Below are 18,782 nucleotides of genomic sequence, written 5' to 3'. Positions count from 1 at the left end.
AGTAACACCCCGCACCACCGCGAAGGGCCGCCCCGGGCAACCAGGGCGGCCCTTCTGCACGCCCCGAGTGTGGTTCGCGGGTGCTGTTCCGCGCATGGGTGGTCGTTCCGCGCATGGTGTGACGTTCCGCGCGTAGGAAGCCCGATGTTCCGGCCACCTACGCGCGAATTACCTTTCCATCTCACGGGCGATGGGAAGGAACACCCGCCCGGACCCGGCGCACCGCGGGACCAGCAGCACGCCGTGACGGTCCTGGTTCCCGAAACCCGGCCCCCACGAACCAAGACCGTCAGCACCGCGCGCCCACCGGTCCTCCCGAGCCCCGCCCGACCGCGCCCGTCGTCCCACCGGCACAACGGACCGTCACCGCGTCACCGCGACACCGCCTGACATCCCGCACGTGGTGAGACATTCCGCGCATGGGAAGCCATTCGTTCTGACCACCTACGCGCGAAACAGCTTCCCATCCCACACACGATGGGAAAGAACACGCACACGCACACGCAGACGCGCACGGACCCGCACCCGCCCCCTGCCCGAAACCCACGCCCACGCCCCGCCCCGCCAGGCCCCACGCCCCGCGACCGCGACCGCGACCGCCCAGCGGCCGCGCCTACGATCGATCAGATGCCCACTCCCCGCTCGACCGCGCCCCACGACACCCCCGGACCGGACGACTTCATCCGCGTCCGCGGTGCCCGCGAGAACAACCTGCGGGACGTCGACGTGGACATCCCGCGCGACCGGATCGTCGCGTTCACCGGGGTGTCCGGGTCGGGGAAGTCGTCGCTCGCCTTCGGGACGGTGTTCGCCGAGGCGCAGCGTCGGTTCCTGGAGTCCGTCGCGCCCTACGCCCGCCGGCTCATCGCGCAGGGGTCGACCCCGCACGTCGACTCGATCACGGGGCTGCCGCCGGCGGTCGCGCTGCAGCAGCGACGGGGTGCTCCGAGCTCCCGCTCCACCGTCGGCACCCTGACGACGCTGTCGAACTCGATGCGGATGCTGTTCTCGCGTGCGGGGACGTACCCGCCGGGTGCCGAGCGGCTCGAATCGGACTCGTTCTCCCCGAACACGGTCGCCGGCGCCTGCCCGCGGTGCCACGGGCTCGGTGTCGCGCACGAGGTGACCGAGGCCTCGGCCGTGCACGACCCCTCGCTGAGCATCCGCGACGGCGCGATCACCGCGTGGCCGGGCGCCTGGCAGGGCAAGAACCTGCGGGACGTGACCGCCGTGCTCGGCTACGACATCGACCGGCCGTGGCGTGACCTGCCGCGGGAGGACCGCGACTGGCTGCTCTTCACCGAGGAGCAGCCCGTCGTGCAGGTGCACCCGAAGCGGGACCGGGTCGCGAAGCCGTACAAGGGGCGGTTCTGGAGCGCGCGGCAGTTCGTGATGCACACCCTCGCCGACTCGCAGAGCGAGACCCAGCGCACGAAGGTGCTGCAGTTCGTCGAGTCCGGGCCGTGCGGTCTCTGCGGCGGCACCGGTCTGACCCGGGCGGCCCTGGCCGTCACGGTCGGCGGGCACTCGATCGCCGAGCTCAACGCGATGCCGTTCACCGGGCTCACCGAGGTCCTGCGGCCGATCGCATCCATCACCGACGCCGCCGCCGCGACGAGCCGTGCGTCGTCGGGCGAGCACACCGAGGTCGCCGTGGCGATCTCGCGCGACCTCGTGGCACGGGTCGAGGTCCTCGTCGGACTGGGGCTCGGGTACCTGGCGCTCGACCGGGCGACGCCCACGCTGTCCCCGGGTGAGACGCAGCGGCTGCGCATCGCCACGCAGCTGCGCTCGGGCCTGTTCGGCGTCGTGTACGTGCTCGACGAGCCGAGCGCCGGGTTGCACCCCGCCGACGCCGAGTCCCTCGTCGAGGTGCTCGACGACCTGCGGGCGGGCGGCAACAGCGTCTTCGTCGTCGAGCACGACATGAGCATCGTGCGTCGGGCCGACTGGATCGTGGACGTCGGTCCCGGTGCGGGGTCCGGCGGCGGCACCGTGCTGTACAGCGGGCCGGTGGCCGGACTCGCCGACGTCGAGGCCTCGCGCACCCGCCGGTACCTGGAGCCCCGCGTCCGCGACGACGAACGGGTCGCGCGGACCCCGATCGGCACGCTCGAGCTGCGCGACGTGACGCTGCACAACCTGGACGGCCTCGACGTGGACCTGCCCCTCGGGGTGCTCACCGCCGTCACCGGGGTGAGCGGCTCGGGCAAGTCCTCGCTCGTCGGCGGGGTCCTGCCCGCGGTCGCGACCGAGCACCCGCTGGTCGACCGCGTCGTCCAGGTGGACCAGAAGCCGATCGGCCGCACGCCGCGGTCGAACCTCGCGACGTACACGGGCCTGTTCGACACGGTCCGGGCGGCGTTCGCCGCCACCGACGAGGCGAAGGCCCGCGGCTGGACCGCGGGACGGTTCTCGTTCAACGTCGCCGGCGGCCGGTGCGAGGTCTGCCAGGGCGAGGGGTCGGTGTCCGTCGAGCTGCTGTTCCTGCCGGGCAGCTGGGCCCCGTGCCCGGAGTGCCACGGTTCCCGGTACACGGCGGAGACGCTCGAGGTGCGGTGGAACGGTGCGTCGATCGCGGACGTCCTCGGGATGACCGTGGACGAGGCCGCGCCGTTCCTGGCGTCGCTGCCCGCCGCGGCGCGCGGGCTCGAGACGATGCGCGAGGTCGGGCTCGGCTACCTGCGGCTCGGGCAGCCGGCACCGGAGCTGTCCGGCGGCGAGGCGCAGCGCATCAAGCTCGCGACGGAGCTGCAGCGTGCCCGCACCGGGCACACGCTCTACCTGCTCGACGAGCCGACCACCGGCCTGCACCCGGCGGACGTCGAGCTGCTCACCGCGCAGCTCGCGCGGCTGACCGACGCGGGCAACACCGTGGTGGTCGTCGAGCACGCGATGGACGTCGTGGCGAGTGCCGACCACGTCGTCGACATGGGGCCGGGCGGTGGCGCAGCGGGGGGCCGTGTCGTCGCCGCCGGGACGCCCGACGAGGTCGCCGGGTCCGCCGACAGCCGGACCGCTCCGTACCTGCGGGCCCAGCTGGGCCGCTGACACCGCGGCAGCGGCAGCGACCCGCGGCCGCGCGGTCAGATCTCGACGTCGCTGCCCATCGTCACCGTGCGTTGGGCGGGCAGGGCGAACCGTGCCGCCGGGTCGGCCGCGTTGTGGGCGAGCCCGACGAACAGCTTCTTCCGCCACGACACCATGCCCCGGTTGCCCGGCATCGGCCGGAGCGCACCGCGCGAGATGAAGTACGACGCGCGCTGCATCTCGTCGGGGTCGATCTGCAGGACGTCGGCGAGGCAGGCGGCGTGCAGGGCCTTCGGCAGGTCCTGGTCGTCGGAGAACCCGAACTTCACGGTGATGTGGTCGATGCCGTCGTCGGCGTAGCCGAGGTCGTCGCGGAAGAACGCCTTCGCGTGCGGCACGTGCGGCACGTTCGCGGTGAGGACGGACACGATGATCACGGTGCGGTGCACCACCCGGTTGTGCTCCACGTTCGCGCGGAGGGCCAGCGGGGTGGTCTCCTTGTTCGGGTGCGGGAAGACCGCGACCCCGGGCACCCGCGGGATGTGCTTCTCGTTCACCCGGTCGATGAAGTCGGCGAGGGACCCCTCGCGTTCCTTCCGTTCCTCCTGCACGAGTGCACGGCCGCGGCGCCAGGTGGTCATCACCGTGATCACGGCGAGTGCGATGAGGAGCGGGACCCAGCCGCCGTGCACGATCTTCGACAGGTTGCCGGCCAGGAACGTCAGCTCGAGACCGCCGAAGGCCACCGCGGCGACGACGAGCTTCCAGGGCTTCCACCGCCACAGCGGTCGCACGACCAGGAGCAGCAGCAGGGTGTCCACGACGAGCGCGCCGGTGACGGACACCCCGTACGCGGTGGCGAGGTTCGCCGAGGACCGGAACGCGAGCATGATCGCCAGCACGCCGATGAACAGCAGCAGGTTCACCGCCGGCAGGTAGATCTGCCCGCTCTCCTGCCGTGAGGTCTGCCGGATCGTGAGCGGCGGCAGCAGCCCGAGCTGGATCGCCTGCCGGGTGAGCGAGAACGCCCCGGAGATGACCGCCTGGCTGGCGATGACCGTCGCGAGCGTGGCCAGCACGACGACCGGGATCCGCAGTGCGTCCGGGAACAGCAGGAAGAACGGGTCCTTCGCGGCCGTCGGGTCGCTCAGCACGAGCGAGGCCTGCCCGAGGTAGTTGAGCACGAGCGCGGGGAACACGACGAAGAACCAGGCGCGCAGGATCGGCGCCCGGCCGAAGTGCCCCATGTCGGCGTAGAGGGCCTCGGCGCCGGTGATCACCAGGACGACCGCGCCCATCGCCACGAACGTGGCGTACGGGTGGGCGAAGGTGAACGCGATCGCCCACGTCGGCGACAGCCCCTGCAGCACGCCGGGGTGCGCCAGGATGTGCGGGACGCCCGCGACGGCGATGACCACGAACCAGAGCAGCATCACCGGGCCGAACAGGTTGCCGACCTTGCCGGTGCCGAACCGCTGGACCGCGAACAGCACGATGAGGATGACCGCGGCGATCGGCACGACCAGGTGCTCGACCGAGGGCGCTGCGGTGCCGAGTCCCTCGACCGCGGACAGCACCGACACGGCGGGCGTGATCACGGAGTCGCCGTAGAAGAGCGAGACGCCGACGATACCGATCACCAGGAAGATCGTCGCGCCGCCGCGGCGCTTGGCGTAGAGCCGTCGGGCCAGCGCGGCGAGCGCCATCACCCCGCCCTCGCCGTCGTTGTCGGCGCGCATGAGCACCAGCACGTACTTGATCGAGACGATGATCGTGACGCTCCAGAACATCATCGAGATGACGCCGTAGACGTCCTCCTGGTTCGCGCGCACCAGTCCGTCGTCGATGGTGAACACCGTGCGCAGCGCGTACAGCGGACTCGTGCCGATGTCGCCGAAGACCACGCCGAGCGCGGCGAGCGCGAGGACGGCGACGCCCTTGCGCGGACCGTGCCCACCGTCCTCGGTGGTCTCGGTGGTCGGTGTTCCAGAGCGGGTCTCGGTCACGCTCGCCACTTCCGTCTCCGGCCGTCCGGGAGACGGCCGTCGCTCATCATGGCACCGTTCGCGGGGATCGCGTGCAGGTGGCGCACGGGCGTGCGCACGGCGGCTCTCGTCGCGCGCACCGGTCGGACGAGAGGCCCGTGGCGGGGCCGCCCCGTGCCTCCCGTCCGCCCTGGTCGCGGCAGCCCCACGCGCGCGCCCGCCCGGTCAGCCCGCCATGTCCGCCAGGTCGGCGGCGACGAACGCGGCGAGCGCGTCCGCGCTGGCGTGGTCGTCGGCGGTGACCGTGACGACGGTGTCGCCGGCCTCGTCGAGGAGCAGCATCTGGCCGTACGCGCCGTGCAGGCGCCAGAGCCGACCCGGACCGCCCCACCCGGCCATCGCGTACCGGTCGTAGCCGGGGCCGGAACCCTGCCGGTGCACCCAGTCGGTGTGCATCGCGTCGCACCACCGCGCGCCGACGATCCGTCGCCCGTCGGACACCCCACGGTCGCGCAGGAGCCGCCCGATGCGGGCGAGTTCCCCGGTGCGGAGGGCCAGGCCCTCCCCCGCGGCGACGAACCCGTTCGGGCACCGCGCCCAGTGCACGTCGTCGATGCCGAGCGGGTCGAACAGTCGTCGCGAGACGAAGGCGCCGACGTCGCCGACCTTCGTCTCGAGCACGCGCATCGCGGTGTAGGTGCTGACGTTGGCGTACTGGAAGACCCGACCGCGGGACGGCCGGGCGAGGAACTCGGCGGCCAGGTCCGGCCAGTCGGTCAGCTCCGTCGGCGACCAGGGCATGTCGATGCCGCTCGTCATGGTGAGCAGGTGGCGGAGGGTGACCTCGTCGACACCGGCGCCACGGACCAGGCCCGGCAGCGACGCGGCGACCGGTTCGTCGACGTCGACCAGGCCGTCGTCGGCGGCGATGCCCGTGGCCAGGACGCAGACGCCCTTGGCGACGGAGTGGACCTCGCGGCGGACGTCGGGGGTCCAGTGGTGCGCGGCGGTGTCGTCACCGGCGCGGACGTGCACGCCGTGGGCGACGAAGCCGGTCGCGTCGACGTACCGGACGATCGCGTCGAGGAGGCTGGTCGCACGGGTCACAGTGCATCCTCTCGTACGCGGGGGTCCAGGACGTCGGTCGCGGCGAGATCGCACTCCGGCCCGGAACCCCGACGACGAACCGGGCCGGAGTGCGATCTCACGCCACAGCGGACGGCTGTCGAAGTGCTACGCCAGTCGGCGCAGCACCCCCGCCGCCAGGGCGGTCCGTTCGACCATCCGGTCGAGGTCCACGAACTCGTGGCGGGCGTGTGCGCCTTCGCCGACCGCGCCGAGTCCGTCGAGGACCGCGGCACCGAGCGCCGCGGCGAAGTTCCCGTCGCTGGCGCCGCCGACGCTCGTCTCGGTGACCGTCAGCCCGAGGGCCGTCGCGGCGGTCTCGGCGACCCGGAAGAGCCGCACGTTCCGGTCGGTGCGCTCCATCACGGGCCGGTTCCAGTCGCCGGTGACCTCGATCGACGCGGCGGGGTCGTGCGGCGTCAGGCCGGCGAGGACCCCGTCGATGCGCCGGGACTCCGGTTCCGAGGACACCCGGACGTCGAGCGCCGCGGTCGCCGCCCCGGCCCGGACGTTCGGGCGCGTGCCGCCGCTGAGCACCCCGACGTTGAGCGACGTCCCGGCGTCGAGGTCGGCGGCGCCGTGCAGGGCGAGGACGACACGGGCGACCTCGTCGATCGCGCTCGCACCGCCGGTGGGGTGGAGCCCGGCGTGCACCTCGACGCCGCGGACGTGCACGTCGAACAGGCCGACGCCCTTCCGTGCGGTCTTCAGCGCGCCGTCCGCCCCGGCCGAGGCCTCGAAGACCAGGACCGGGCCCGGGGTGCGGCGCACGGTGTCCTCGATGACGGGTCGTGAGCCGCCGCTGCCGATCTCCTCGTCGCCGTTCAGCACGAGGCGCACGTTGGGGCGGGCGGCCCCGGCTGCGTCGAGCACGGCGACGGCGTGGGCGAACTGCACCAGGCCGGCCTTCATGTCGTAGGCGCCCGGTCCGGTGAGCCGTGAGCCGTCGGTGCGGACGGGCCACTCGGCGAGGGTGCCGGCGGCCCACACGGTGTCGTAGTGGCAGAGCACCACGGCCCAGGCGTCGGTGGGCACGGGTGCGACGAGGTCGCCGACGACGACGGGGCCGTACCCGTCCGGTTCGTGCAGGGCGCGGGCCGTGAACGGGCCGACCGTGGCGGCGAGGAACCGCTCGACGTGCTCGAGGCCGGCGCGCAGCAGCCCGGTGTCGTCCGAGGGGGTCTCGGTCTCGATGTACGCCACGAGGTCGTCGACCATCCGGGACCGTCGGGCCCGCACGGCGTCGAGGAGCTCGGCGTCGGTGCCGGTCGCGGCGGTGGCGCCGTCCCGGGCGGTCGCGCCGTCGAAGGCGGTCGCGCCGTCGTGGGCGGTCGCGCCGTCGTGGGCGGTCACCGGCCCGCTCCCACGGCCGCGACGAGCCCGCGGATCCGCGACTCGTCCATCGGGGCGCCGTCCTGCACGGCGACGATCTCGTCGACGAGCGCGCTGATGCCCGGCGTCGGCACGCCGAGCTCGTCGCCGCGGGCGACCACGGGCGCGTAGTGCAGCGGCACCTCGGTCTTCCGGTGCCGGACGGCGATGTCCCGCCAGATGCCGGACCGGGTCTTCGACTGCGTGGCGAGCCAGGCCACCAGGGCGTCGAGCGCCGCGGTCGTCGCGGCGGGCGGTGCCCCCGGGGCGAAGGCGCTCGGCTCGAACGCGTCGAACGGCTCGGCGACGATGCCCTGCGCCTCGGTGACGGCCAGCACCTCGCGCGCGAGCGCCGTCATCACGGTGCGGTTGCGGTCGATGAGCACGCTCATGTCCTCGTCGGCGAGGGCGGTGGCGGTGAGCATGGCGCCGAAGGCCAGCTTCGACCACAGGAAGCCGGCGACGTTGTCGGTGACGACGGGGTCGCCCCACTGCCGCAGGTCCTCGGCGAGCTGCCGGGTGCGGTCGCTCGTGCCGCCGGCGTACTCGCCGAGGGCCATCGCACCGAGGCCGCCGTCCTGCACCACACCGGGGGCGACGACGTCGGCGAACAGGTCGACGAACGCGGTGACGGTGCGGTCCGCGCCGACGTGCGCGGCGATGGTGGCCTCGTTCAGGCCGTTCTGCAGCGATGCGACCCAGCCGTCGGCGGCGAGTCGGGGTGCGATCCACGCGGCGGCGGCGTCGGTGGCCAGGGCCTTGACGGCGAGCAGCACCGGCCCGAGCGTCGCGGGGGCGTCCGGGTCGTCGACGTGCCAGATCGGGATGCGGGCGGTCTGCTCGCCCGCCGCGGTGCGCAAGCGCAGGCCGTCGGCCCGGACGGCTGCGACGTGCTCGGGGTCGGCGTCGACGAGCTGGACGGGGACGCCGGCAGCGACGAGGTGGACGGCGAGGGTGCCGCCGATGGCTCCGGCGCCGACGATCGTGTACGGGGTGCGGTCGGTCATGCGGGGACTCCCTGTCGTGTGCTGTCGGTACCGGGCGTCGACGTGGTGGTGCTGAGCGGCAGCGTGTGTGCGCCGGTGGACGAGCCGCCGTCGACCCGCAGGACCGTGCCGGTCACCCAGCCGGACTGCTCCGGGTCGGCGAGCCAGAGGACGGCCTTCGCGATGTCGGCCGGTGCGCCGGGTCGGCCGAGCGGGTTCGGCGACACGGCGGCGGCGTACTCGTCGCTCACCGGGTTCACCGTGCTGTCCACCACGACGAACCCGGGCGCGACGGCGTTCACGCGGATGCCGGCGGCGCCGAGCTCGAGCGCGCTGGCGCGGGTCACCATCTCGAGGGCGGCCTTCGACGTGCTGTACGGCGCTGCTCCGGGTCGGGCGCGGAGGGCCGCTCCCGAGGTGATGTTCACGACCGAGGGGGTCCGTCCCGCGGCGGTGGCGAGCCGGCCCAGCGTCACGGTGGCCAGGAGCGGCGCGCGGACGTTGACGTCCTGCACGCCGTCCCAGGTGGCGGCGTCGAGCTCGAGGAACGGGGTCGCCGGGTAGACACCGGCGGCGTTCACCAGGACGTCGACCGGTGCGGTGTCCCACGCCGTCGACACGACCGACGCCGGTGCCTCCGGGTCGCGCAGGTCCGCCACGAGCACGGCCACGCGCCCGCCGTCGGCCGTGCCGGAGCCGGCGACCGCCCGCACCGTGTCGGCGGCCGCGTCGAGCGCCTCCGGCCGGTGGTCGACGAGCGTGACGTCGTCGCCGGCTGCGGCCGCGTGCTGCGCCACCGACAGGCCGATCCCGCTCGCCGCACCGGTCACCAGGACGTGTCGGCTCACCGGAGCACCTTGCCCTTCGTCTCCGGCATGGTCAGGTAGACGACCAGCCCGATGGCCGCGGCGATCGCGCAGTAGACCCAGACGAGGTGCCCGAGCCCGGCCCCGCTCAGCCAGGTCGTGATGTACGGCGCCGTGCCGCCGAAGATCGCCACGGCGAGCGCGTAGGGCAGGCCGATGCCGGTGGCGCGGACCTCGGGCGGGAACTGCTCCGCCATGATCGCCGCGCAGTTCGCCGAGTAGCCGAGCAGGAGCAGGATGCCGAGGACCTGGATGAGCAGCAGCGACCAGAAGCTGCCGGACAGGAAGGTGAAGGCGGGCCAGGCGAGGAGCAGGAAGCCCCCGGCGAACGCGGCCATCGTCGGCTTGCGGCCGATCTTGTCGGACAGGATGCCGGCGAACGGCAGCAGGACCAGGAAGACCACCATCGCGACGACGTTGGCGATGAGCGCCTGGTTGAGCGGGATGCCGGTGGTGACGTGGGCGTAGGTGGGCATGTACGAGACCCACATGTAGTAGAGCAGCGTGCCGGCGATGGTGATGCCGAAGACGCGGGCGGTCGCACCCGGGTGGTCCCGGAACATCGCGACGAGGGCGTTCCGCTTCGGCCCGGCCGCCTCGGCGTCGCGGTCGCGCTGGGCGGTGAAGGACTCGGTCTCCTCGACCGAGGTGCGCAGCCAGATGCCGACGAGCCCGATGAGCGCGCAGAACACGAAGGCGACGCGCCAGCCCCAGGCGTCGAGCGCCTCGTCGGAGAGCGTCGAGGTGATGATCGCCCCGATGCCGGACGCGATGAGCACGCCGGCGCCGACGGACACCTGCTGCCACGAGCCGGCGAAGGCGCGGCGCTTCGGGGCGGCGGACTCGACGAGGAACGCCGAGGACGACCCGAACTCGCCACCCGCCGAGAAGCCCTGCGCCAGTCGGGCGAGGAGCAGGATGATCGGCGCGGCGATGCCGATGGTCGCGTAGTCCGGCGTGATGCCGATGACGAGGGACGCCACCGCCATCAGCCCGATGGTGAGCATCAGGCCCTTCTTGCGGCCGTGCCGGTCGGCGTAGACGCCGAGCACCGCGGCGCCGATGGGCCGCATGACGAACCCGACGGCGAAGACGGCGAGCGTCGCGAGCAGCGCTGCGGTGTCGTTGCCCGGCGGGAAGAAGTGGTGGCCGAACACCGACGAGAACGTCGTGTAGACGGCCCAGTCGATCCACTCGACGACGTTGCCGATGCCGCCGGCGATGATCGCCTTGCGACCGCGGGCGGTCAGCCGGGTCTCGTGGACGGTGGTCGGGGCGGTGCCGGGGGCGCCGGTCACCGGACCGGTGGTTCCTGCTGTCATCGTTGCGTCGACTTCCGTGCGGAGGGATGGGGACGGGGCGGAACGGGTGGAGCAGCGGACGGGAGGCGCGGGGCGGGTCGGCACCGGGCCTCCCGTCCGTCAGGGGGTCGCGTCCGTGGCGGACGCGGGCCGGTCGAGACCGCTCGCGGTCGCGACGTGCTCGGCGAGGCCGGCGTGGGTGGTGAACCAGACGTCGTCGAACGAGCGGATGTGGGCGAGGAGGGCCTCGAGGACGACGAGGCGCGACCGGTGCCCGATGAAGTGCGGGTGCATGGTGAGCTGGAAGACGCCGCCCTCGGCGCGCGCCACGTCGAACTCGTCGCGCCAGATCCGGCCGACCTCGTGCGGCGGCGTGTACGGCCGCAGCGACTGGAAGCGCTCCATCATCAGGTAGGGCGCGTCGTCGCGGATCCAGTCCACCGGGATCTCGACGATGCCGGTCGGCTCGCCCTGGTGCAGGATCTCGTAGGGGTCGTCGTCGGCCATGAGCGATGAGTCGTAGCGGAACCCGAGCTCGCGGGCGACGTCGAGCGTGGAGTCGCTGAAGTCCCACGACGGGGTGCGGATGCCGGTCGGCCGGGTGCCGGTCTGGCTGGTGAGCACGTCGACGGCGCGGCTGAGCAGGTCGAGTTCGTCGTCGTGGCCGAGCTGCGTGTTGCGCTCGTGGATCCAGCCGTGCACGGCGACCTCGTGGCCGTGCTCGACGTAGGTCGGGGCCTCGTCGGGGCGCAGGAGCGCGCACACCGCCGGCACGTAGAAGGACGACGGTGCCTCGTACCGGTCGAGCAGTCGGAGGATGCGCGGCACCGCGGCCCGGGCGCCGTACTCCCCCATCGCCATCCGGCCGGGCGAGGTCTCGCCGTCGCGGAGCGCGGGTGTCTCGTGGTCGGAGTCGAACGAGATCGCCACCGCGACGGCGGCGCCGCCCGGCCAGCGCTCGGGGCCGGCAGGCGGGAGCAGGGTGCGGCCGGCGCGGACCGCCTCGACGTGGCCGCGCCAGGTCGGTTCGTCCCACTGCCAGGGCTGCTGCTGGGGTGCGTCGTTCACGGGGTCCTTCCGTCGGTGGTGGTCAGGGGTCCGGCGGTGTGGTCGGGGGCGGGCACGCCGAGGGCCGGGCGGTCGCCGGGTCCCCGCTCGGCCGGCGGGACGAAGCGGCCGTCGACGATGCGGCTCCACATCCGCTTGACGGTGCGGAGCTGCACGGTGACGTCGACCTCGCGCACGCCGGGCAGGGCGCCCAGGACGTCGGTCGTGAACACGTACACCGAGGCGAAGTCGGGCAGGAAGACCTGGCCGATCAGGTTGTAGCGGCCGAGCGAGGCCGCGGCGTAGTGCACCGACGGGTGGGCCGCGAGCTGGGCCGCCGCCGCCGAGAGCCGGTCGGGGGCGATCGAGATCCAGACCTCGAGCTCGGTGGTGCGGCCGAGCAGCGCCGGGGCGACGAGCGGTCCGATGCGCATCCGGCCGCTCTGCACCAGGTCCTCGAGGGTGCGGCGGGTGGCCGCCTCGGAGCGGCCGACCTCGCGGGCCAGGTCGGTCAGGGGCTTGCGGCCGTCGTCGACGAGCGCGGCGAACACCGCCTGTTCCTCCGGGGTCGCCTCGGCGTGCAGCGGCGCGACCCCCTGACCCGAGGACGGGTCGGGTGCCGGGGCGTTCGCGGTCGCCGACCGGGGCGTCGGGCCGGCGAGGGCGTCACCGGGGAACACCGTGAACGGGGCGGTGAAGGTGCGGACGATCGGCAGCGCCTCGGTCTCGACCGGGCGGCCGTCCACCTCGAGGGTGCTGAGGAAGGCGGTCAGGTCGGCGACCCGGGGCAGGACGACCTCGGCGGTACAGTCCGCCGACCCCGTCAGGGTGGCGGCGAACCGGACCTCGGGGCGGAGCGCCAGGGCGTCGGCGAGGGCGTCGGCCCGGGCGGCGCCGGAGCGCACCCGCACCTTGGTGGCGGTGCCGAACCCGGCGGCGAGGACGTCCGACGCGGCGATGACGCGCACCGAGCCGTCCTCGATCAGCCGGGTGACCCGGCGCTGCGCCGTAGACGTCGAGCAGCCGGCGGCTTCGCCGATCGCGGCCCACGACGCCCGGCCGTCGTGGGCCAGTGCGCGCAGGACAGCGCGGTCGACGTCGTCCGCCCGGCGGGGCGCCTCGTCCGTGATCGACATGCGAGCCAACGTATTCGATCATTCGGAGGCGGTCAACCGTTGCTATTCGTCACCTTCGAGCCGTAACACGTTGTTTTCATTCACACGTTCGGCATCTCGATCCGGTCGGGCTCGGTCGCCGGCTGCTTGCGGGTCCGGACCGTCAGCACGAGGATCCCGCCGAGCACCATGAAACCGGCCGTGATCCAGAGCGCGATGGTCGCCGTCTGGGTGGCGTCCTTCACCGCGCCGATCGCGTACGGCGCCGCGAAACCGGCCAGGTTGCCCGTCGAGTTGATGAGCGCGATGCCGCCCGCCAGGGCCGTCCCGGTGAGCATCGACGTCTGGAAGCTCCAGAACACCGCCGGGATCGACAGCGCACCGGCGTTGGCGAGCATGAGCCCGATGATCCCGAGCACCGTGTTGTCGCCGGCGAGGATGCAGGTGACGAAGCCGATCGCGCTGAGGGCGAAGGCCGCGGCGATGTGCTTCTTCCGCTCGCCGTGCCGGTCCGAGCTGCGCCCGAACAGGACCATCGCCACGATCGCCGCGAGGCTCGGCAGCGCGGACACCAGCCCCACGGTGACGTCGCCCTCGACCCCGAGGTCGCGGATCAGGTTCGGCAGCCAGAAGCTGATGCCGTAGAGCGCGAAGTTGTACGAGAAGTAGATGCCGGTGAGCATCCAGATGATCGGGCTGCGGAACACCGTCGCCAGGCCGGTGTGCCCGGCGGGCGGGGCCTCCGCCTCGAGCAGGTGCCCGAGCCGTGCGCGCTCGGGCTCGGTGAGCCAGCGGACCGTGCGGTGGTCCTCCTGCAGGAAGCGCAGCACCACGAAGCCGAGGACGACCGTCGGCAGCGCCTCGATGATGAACAGCCACTGCCAGCCGTCGAGCCCGGCGACGCCGCGCATGCCGTCGAGGATGATCCCGGAGACCGGACCGCCGACCACGCCGGAGGCCGCCAGCGCGATGTAGAAGATGCCCCACGCACGCCCGCGGCGACTCGCCGGGAACCACTGCGCCATGTAGAAGAGCACGCCGGGGATGAACCCGGCCTCGGCGACGCCGAGCAGGAACCGGAGGACGTAGAACGTCGTCTCCGAGTCCACGAGGAACATGCACCCGGAGATGAGGCCCCAGGTGATCATGATGCGGGCGATCCACTTCCGGGCCCCGACCTTGGCGAGGATCAGGTTCGACGGGATCTCGAACAGGAAGTACCCGACGAAGAAGAGCCCGGCGCCGAGCCCGTACACGGCGTACGAGAACCCGAGGTCGGTGCTGAGCTGTTCCTGCGCGAAACCGATGTTCACGCGGTCCAGGTACGACAGGAAGAACCCGATCATCGCGAGCGGGAGCACGCGGGTCGAGACCTTCCGGAAGAGGGCGTCGTCGTTGACGGTGGTCATCGGGTTCCTTCGTTCGGGTGCTGGTCAGCCGACGGTGTCGGTGAGCGGGATGCGGTAGACGCGCGCGGCGGTGCCGTGGAAGAGCGCGTCGAGCTGGTCGGGTGTGGCGCCAGCGGCGCCGGACAGGACGGTGTCGACGACCTCGTCGAAGTCGGGCGCGGTGAGGGTCGCGACGGGCAGGTTCGAGGCGAACATCGAGCGGTCGTGGCCGAAGACGGCGAGGGTCTCGCGCACGACCACCTCGTTCGAGGCGCGGTCCCACCGGTTCCCCGGCAGGCCGAGCTCGGACACCTTGACGACGGTGTTCGGCAGGGCGGCGAGCGCCTCCAGGCCGTCGCGCCAGATCCGCATCCCGTCGTCGCTGCGGTCGAGCGGCAGACCGCAGTGGTTCACGACGACGGTGGTCCCCGGGATGTCCCGGACGACGTCGGCGGCCTCGGCGAGGTGGTGGTACGGCACCCGGAGGTCCCAGCTGAAGTCGTGCTCGGCGAGGCGGTGCAGCCCCGCGAGCCACACCGGGTCCTGCATGGAACCGGGCAGACCGCGGACCGACGCACCCGGCCCGACCGAGGTGACCGGCTTCGACCGGATGCCGCGGACGAGCGGGTGCGCCGCGTGCCCGGCGAGCACCTCGTCGAGGTCGGGCTGGGTGAAGTACACGTGTCCGACCGCCGCCATCGGGAACCGCGGGTCGGCGGCGTGCAGGGCGGTGAGCCACGCGGACTCCTCGACCTGTTCCGTGCGGGAGCGCTCGGCCTCGCAGTGCACCGTGCCGACGACGTCCCACCCGGCGGTGGCCCGTCGGTACTCGTCGGGCATGAACGTGTGGCGCATCGCGGCGTAGTCGCCGAGGAAGAAGTCGGGGTCGACGTCAGTCTGGATCCACGGCCAGTGGCCGTCGCCGTCCAGGTCCCAGAAGTGGTGGTGCGCGTCGAGGATCCGCGGTCGGTGCTCGCTCGGGGTGGTCATGGTCGTCGCTCCTCGGGGATGCGGGCGGGCCGGTAGACGCGGTCCGCCGTGTCGTGGAACACCGCGCGCTGGTCGGCGTCGGGCAGGTCGGCGAGGATCGACCGGAGACCGTCGAGCATCGCCGCGTAGGTGGTGAACATGCCGTCGACCGGGAAGTTGCTGCCGAACATCACGCGGTCGGCGCCGAAGGTGCTGACGAGGGTGCCGACGACCTCGCGGTTGGCCACCGGGTCCCAGCCGTCGTCCTCGGTGCACAGGCCGGAGGCCTTCACCACGACGTTCGGCAGCTGCGCGACGGTGGTGACGGCGTCACGCCACCCCGCGACGGTCTCCGATCGGTGGTCGAGCAGGACCCCGGCGTGGTTCACGACGACGAGCGTCTCCGGGTGGTCCGCGGCGAGCTCGGCGGCCTCGTACAGGTTCCACCACGGCGTCTGGAGTTCGAAGTGCAGTCCGTGGGTCGCGAGCAGCGCGTAGCCCGCACGCCAGCGGGGGTCGCTCATGCGGGTGCGACCGGAGCCGACCTGCTCGAGGCGAGCCGGGCCTCCCGGCTTGTGCCGGATGCTCCGGACCGACGGGTGCGACGCCTGCTCGGCGAGCACCTCGGCGACGTCCTCGGCGTCGAGCCGCGCCTGCGCGGCCATCGCGCCGGGGACACCGGACGCGGACGCCGTCCGCTCGAGGAACCGGGTCTCGCCCACCGGGTCCTCCGGGTCCCACTCGGCCTCCATCGTGACGGTGGCGACGAGGTGCTGACCAGCCGCGTCGCGCAGCAGGTCCTCGGGGCGGTAGTCGTGCTTCACCGCTGTGTAGTCGCCGTACCGGTGCGGCACGAGCACGTCGGGCCGGAGCCACGGGTACCGGTCGTCGGACAGGTCCCACAGGTGGTGGTGCGCGTCGATGACCGGCCCGCGGTACCCGGGGTCAGGCACGGGCCGCACCCGTCCGGGCGTTCCCGGCGAAGTTGATGGAGAGCGAGCCGACCAGGTAGACGGCCGCCGCGACCGCGAGGAACACGAGCACCGCGGTGTAGCCGCCGGTCAGGTCGAGCAGCACGCCGGCGGCGATCGGCACGATGATGCCCGCGGCGGTGCCGGCGAAGTTCATCACGCCGCCGACGACGCCGACGTTGCTCGGCTTGGCGAGCATCGAGGGGATGGTCCAGTAGAGGCCGCCGAACAGGTTGCAGAACACCCCGACGCAGAGCAGTGCGATGGCGATGCCGGCGTCGCTGACGAACGGCAGGGCGACCAGTGCGGCGAGGCTCAGGGCGCCGGACCCGCCGAAGAGCAGCTTGAACGCGACGTTCCGGCTGAACCGGCGCTGTAGTCGGTCGGCCAGGAACCCGCTGAGGATCTCGCCGACCGCGCCGCAGAGGAAGATGAGGAAGGTCGCGAAGCCGAGCGCCGACAGGTCGAGGCCACGCGCCGCGGACAGGTAGCTCGGTCCCCACGTGACCAGGCCCCAGAACACCATCGCCCACGCGAGACGACCGATGACCATCGCGACGACGTTGGCGCGGCTCACGCCGGGGCGGTCCTGCTGCTCGTCCTCGGCCTGCTCGATGAGGGCGATCTCGGCCGCGTTCACGGAGCGGTGCTCGGCCGGCCGGTTGCGCAGGTAGGCCCACGCGCCGATCCCGAACAGCACGGTGGCCACACCGATGATGACGAAGGAGACGCGCCACGACCCGGTGGCCCCGATCAGCCAGGCGACGAGGAGCCCGCCGACCGCGGCGCCGAGCGGAGCGCCGCTGTCGATGAGGGTGACCCCGCTCGCCCGCTTCCGCGGCGGCATCCACTTCGACACCAGGGTCGACGCGGCCGGCATGAACGGCGCCTCGAACGCGCCGAGACCGATACGCGAGAGCACGAGCATGACGGCGTTGGCCGCGAAGCCGGCGACCGCCATGAACGATCCCCAGACGACCGAGGCGATCCCGATGACGGTGCGCGGGCCGAACCGGTCGACCGTCAGGCCACCGGGGATCTGGAGCAGGCAGTACGACCAGAAGAACGAGCTGAGGATGATGCCCTGTACCGTGCCGGAGACGTGGAAGTCCTCGCTGATGAAGGGCAGCGCCACGCTGAGGGCGCTGCGGTCGACGCTGTTGATCGTGTAGAAGACGAAGAGCAGGACCACGATCGCCCAGCGGATGCGGGTCGGCCGTGCGGTGGCGGTGCCGCCGTCGCGCTCGAGCCGCGTGGTGGCGCTCATCGGACGGTCCCCTGGTACGCGGCGCGGGCCTGGTCGAACAGGCGGCGGCCGGTCGGGTCGACGTCCTCGAGGTCGTCGAAGGTCAGCAGGTGCCCGGCGGGCAGGTCGCGCACCAGGCGCGCGCCGCCGAGCAGGTAGAACGGGGCCGTGCCCTCGGCCGCCTCGGCGGCGGAGAGCAGCACGGGGTCGATGCCGGACACCTCGTGGTGGTGCCCGGCGACCCGGAACACCGTCCCCGCGGCGACGGGCGCGTCGGTCCGGCCGGCGAGCACCGACGACTGGCTCGGCACCGGGGTCGTGGCGGTGTCCTCGACCGCGGCCGCGATGGTGAGCGGGGTCTCCACGCCCATCAGGTGGTACGGCCAGAACACGCAGGCGTAGCGGCCGTCGCGGCTGACGACGTGCCCCTTGCCGGCCAGCAGCGTCCACGTCTCGGGGTCGCCCGTGCGCACCACGACGAACACGCCGCCGCCGAAGCTGGCCTCGTCCGGCAGACGGAGCATCGAGAAGACGTCGAGGCTGCCGGGACGGCCCGTGATCCCGCCGTCGGCGCGGGCGGCGTACACGTCGGCGAGCTCGGCCGTCCGGACGACCGGGTAGTGCAGGTCCTCGCGGTCGGCGGTGTACCCGGTGTACTGCGCGACGACCGCCATCTCGCAGTGGTCCGCCGCGGCCCGGCGCTTGAGCGGCGCGACGAGCCGTGCCCGGGCGTCGAGGGTCGCGTGCAGGTCGTCGCCGAGCGCGAGGAGCTCGGCCATGCCGGGCGCGTCGATGCGCTCGTCGACCTGGGTCACCGTGCCCGCGGCGGGGTCGAAGACCAGGTCGTACTCGCCGGACTTGCCGAGCGCGACGATCTCGAGACCGACCCGCTCGACCCAGGCGACCAGGCGGACGAGGTTCGCGGGCTGGTCGCCGTCCCCGGGCAGGTACCGGACTCCGGCGGCAGCGGCGGTCGCGGCGAGCGCGACACCGGCGACCGTCTCGACCTCCTTGCTCACCATCACGACGTGCACGCCGTGCGCGATCGCCGCCTCGGCGTACGCGACGCCCGCGGCGACGCGTCCGGTGGCCTCGACGAGCACGTCGACGGCGCTCCAGTCGACGTCGACCAGGTCCGGCACGACGGCGACGTCGGTGACGGCGAGGTCGTCGAGCATCGCGCGGACGCCGTCGACGTCCGGGTCGACGAGCACGGTGGGCGTCATGTCCGCGACGTTCCGGAGCTGTGCCAGGAGCGTGCGCCCGTACCCGCCGCGTGCTCCGGTCAGTGCCACACGGGTCTGCGCGCCGGTCGGCTGCTGGATCGTCATCGGTCCTCGTCTCGTCGTCGATGCGACCGGCGGGCGAAGGGGATGCCCGCC

14 protein-coding genes are annotated in these 18,782 nt (G+C 73.0%); 1 reads left to right on the top strand and 13 read right to left on the bottom strand.

The window, feature by feature from the left end:
- Positions 1 to 627 precede the first annotated feature (627 nt).
- A complete protein-coding gene (locus BIU94_RS02040; protein ID WP_071253715.1) occupies positions 628 to 3,051 on the top strand; it encodes an excinuclease ABC subunit UvrA in 2,424 nt (807 codons plus the stop codon).
- 35 nt (positions 3,052 to 3,086) lie between these two features.
- Here the strand turns inward: BIU94_RS02040 and BIU94_RS02035 are convergent, their stop codons facing one another.
- The 13 genes from BIU94_RS02035 to BIU94_RS01975 form a co-directional block, all read right to left on the bottom strand.
- Positions 3,087 to 5,036: a potassium transporter Kup gene (locus tag BIU94_RS02035; protein WP_071253731.1), complete on the bottom strand. Its 1,950-nt coding sequence runs from the start codon at positions 5,034 to 5,036 to the stop codon at positions 3,087 to 3,089.
- A 204-nt stretch (positions 5,037 to 5,240) separates the two neighbouring features.
- A complete protein-coding gene (locus tag BIU94_RS02030) occupies positions 5,241 to 6,122 on the bottom strand; it encodes a serine hydrolase (RefSeq protein ID WP_071253713.1) in 882 nt (293 codons plus the stop codon).
- 126 nt (positions 6,123 to 6,248) lie between these two features.
- Positions 6,249 to 7,493: a M20/M25/M40 family metallo-hydrolase gene (locus tag BIU94_RS17960; RefSeq protein ID WP_217639464.1), complete on the bottom strand. Its 1,245-nt coding sequence runs from the start codon at positions 7,491 to 7,493 to the stop codon at positions 6,249 to 6,251.
- Entirely contained in the window at positions 7,490 to 8,518 is a 1,029-nt protein-coding gene (locus BIU94_RS17955) for a ketopantoate reductase family protein (protein ID WP_071253710.1), read from the bottom strand. The genes BIU94_RS17960 and BIU94_RS17955 overlap by 4 nt, the downstream gene beginning before the upstream one ends.
- Positions 8,515 to 9,345, bottom strand: a complete 831-nt coding sequence (locus BIU94_RS02015; RefSeq protein ID WP_071253708.1) for an SDR family NAD(P)-dependent oxidoreductase — start codon at positions 9,343 to 9,345, stop codon at positions 8,515 to 8,517. The genes BIU94_RS17955 and BIU94_RS02015 overlap by 4 nt, the downstream gene beginning before the upstream one ends.
- A complete protein-coding gene (locus BIU94_RS02010) occupies positions 9,342 to 10,685 on the bottom strand; it encodes an MFS transporter (RefSeq protein WP_071253706.1) in 1,344 nt (447 codons plus the stop codon). Before BIU94_RS02010 ends, BIU94_RS02015 begins: the two co-directional genes overlap by 4 nt.
- Positions 10,686 to 10,784: 99 nt before the next feature.
- Entirely contained in the window at positions 10,785 to 11,732 is a 948-nt protein-coding gene (locus BIU94_RS02005; RefSeq protein ID WP_071253704.1) for a polysaccharide deacetylase, read from the bottom strand.
- Positions 11,729 to 12,847, bottom strand: a complete 1,119-nt coding sequence (locus BIU94_RS02000; RefSeq protein ID WP_071253702.1) for an Lrp/AsnC family transcriptional regulator — start codon at positions 12,845 to 12,847, stop codon at positions 11,729 to 11,731. Before BIU94_RS02000 ends, BIU94_RS02005 begins: the two co-directional genes overlap by 4 nt.
- 80 nt (positions 12,848 to 12,927) lie before the next feature.
- The gene (locus BIU94_RS01995) at positions 12,928 to 14,235 is read right to left on the bottom strand and encodes an MFS transporter (protein ID WP_071253700.1); all 1,308 of its coding nucleotides are present in this window, start codon (positions 14,233 to 14,235) and stop codon (positions 12,928 to 12,930) included.
- A gap of 24 nt (positions 14,236 to 14,259) precedes the next feature.
- Entirely contained in the window at positions 14,260 to 15,204 is a 945-nt protein-coding gene (locus tag BIU94_RS01990) for an amidohydrolase (RefSeq protein WP_071253699.1), read from the bottom strand.
- Positions 15,201 to 16,136: an amidohydrolase gene (locus tag BIU94_RS01985; RefSeq protein ID WP_071253727.1), complete on the bottom strand. Its 936-nt coding sequence runs from the start codon at positions 16,134 to 16,136 to the stop codon at positions 15,201 to 15,203. The genes BIU94_RS01990 and BIU94_RS01985 overlap by 4 nt, the downstream gene beginning before the upstream one ends.
- Positions 16,129 to 17,421, bottom strand: a complete 1,293-nt coding sequence (locus BIU94_RS01980; RefSeq protein ID WP_071253698.1) for an MFS transporter — start codon at positions 17,419 to 17,421, stop codon at positions 16,129 to 16,131. Before BIU94_RS01980 ends, BIU94_RS01985 begins: the two co-directional genes overlap by 8 nt.
- Complete coding sequence (locus BIU94_RS01975; RefSeq protein ID WP_071253696.1) at positions 17,418 to 18,731, bottom strand: homoserine dehydrogenase; 1,314 nt, start codon at positions 18,729 to 18,731, stop codon at positions 17,418 to 17,420. Before BIU94_RS01975 ends, BIU94_RS01980 begins: the two co-directional genes overlap by 4 nt.
- Between the last annotated feature and the right edge of the window lie 51 nt (positions 18,732 to 18,782).

This window comes from Curtobacterium sp. MMLR14_006, from assembly GCF_001864985.1.
In the GTDB taxonomy this organism is placed as follows: domain Bacteria; phylum Actinomycetota; class Actinomycetes; order Actinomycetales; family Microbacteriaceae; genus Curtobacterium.
This window is presented reverse-complemented; position numbering and strand designations above follow the sequence as displayed.

Bases quoted from the DNA above. Each gene is read 5' to 3' on its own strand.
- BIU94_RS02010 (WP_071253706.1), bottom strand. From the start codon at position 10,685: ATGACAGCAGGAACCACCGGTCCGGTGACCGGCGCCCCCGGCACCGCC.
- BIU94_RS02000 (WP_071253702.1), bottom strand. From the start codon at position 12,847: ATGTCGATCACGGACGAGGCGCCCCGCCGGGCGGACGACGTCGACCGC.
- BIU94_RS01990 (WP_071253699.1), bottom strand. From the start codon at position 15,204: ATGACCACCCCGAGCGAGCACCGACCGCGGATCCTCGACGCGCACCAC.
- BIU94_RS17955 (WP_071253710.1), bottom strand. From the start codon at position 8,518: ATGACCGACCGCACCCCGTACACGATCGTCGGCGCCGGAGCCATCGGC.
- BIU94_RS01975 (WP_071253696.1), bottom strand. From the start codon at position 18,731: ATGACGATCCAGCAGCCGACCGGCGCGCAGACCCGTGTGGCACTGACC.
- BIU94_RS01980 (WP_071253698.1), bottom strand. From the start codon at position 17,421: ATGAGCGCCACCACGCGGCTCGAGCGCGACGGCGGCACCGCCACCGCA.
- BIU94_RS02040 (WP_071253715.1), top strand. From the start codon at position 628: ATGCCCACTCCCCGCTCGACCGCGCCCCACGACACCCCCGGACCGGAC.
- BIU94_RS01995 (WP_071253700.1), bottom strand. From the start codon at position 14,235: ATGACCACCGTCAACGACGACGCCCTCTTCCGGAAGGTCTCGACCCGC.